Genomic DNA, 404 nt, shown 5'->3' on the forward strand with positions numbered 1-404 from the left:
CCTGAACACTGGCGGTTCCGGAAGCGGGCGCTGAAACGCCCTTCTCTGCAGCTACGGCGGTGGCAATGTCGGCCAGGGATTGCACCCAGGCAGACGCAGGCACTTGCACGCTGTGCGTCACGGGCAACGCCCAGTCAGGGGTGCTGGAAGTGATGGCGCTGACCACACCACCGACTTTGGTAGCTTGGCGAATGCGCTGGGCGAACAGGGGATGGTCTTTACGGAGGTTGGAACCTACAACCAGAACTCGCTGCAGCTGTGACAAAGAAGCGATGCTGGTACCCAGGTAGCGCACACCTTCGGTGGCCACAAACTCGGCATTGCGCAAGCGGTAGTCGATGCTGTCGCTACCCAGGCCGCGCACCAAGGCACCGGCCAAATGCAGTTCTTCCAGGGTGCTATGG

The 404-nt window shown here is 61.6% G+C and carries 1 protein-coding gene; it reads right to left on the minus strand.

The window, feature by feature from the left end; translation table 11 throughout:
- On the minus strand, window positions 1-404 hold a 404-nt coding region (locus AC1D1Y_RS26655; RefSeq protein WP_477684991.1), incomplete at both ends, for a molybdopterin-dependent oxidoreductase.

This window comes from Polaromonas sp. P1_G1 (genome assembly GCF_056405595.1).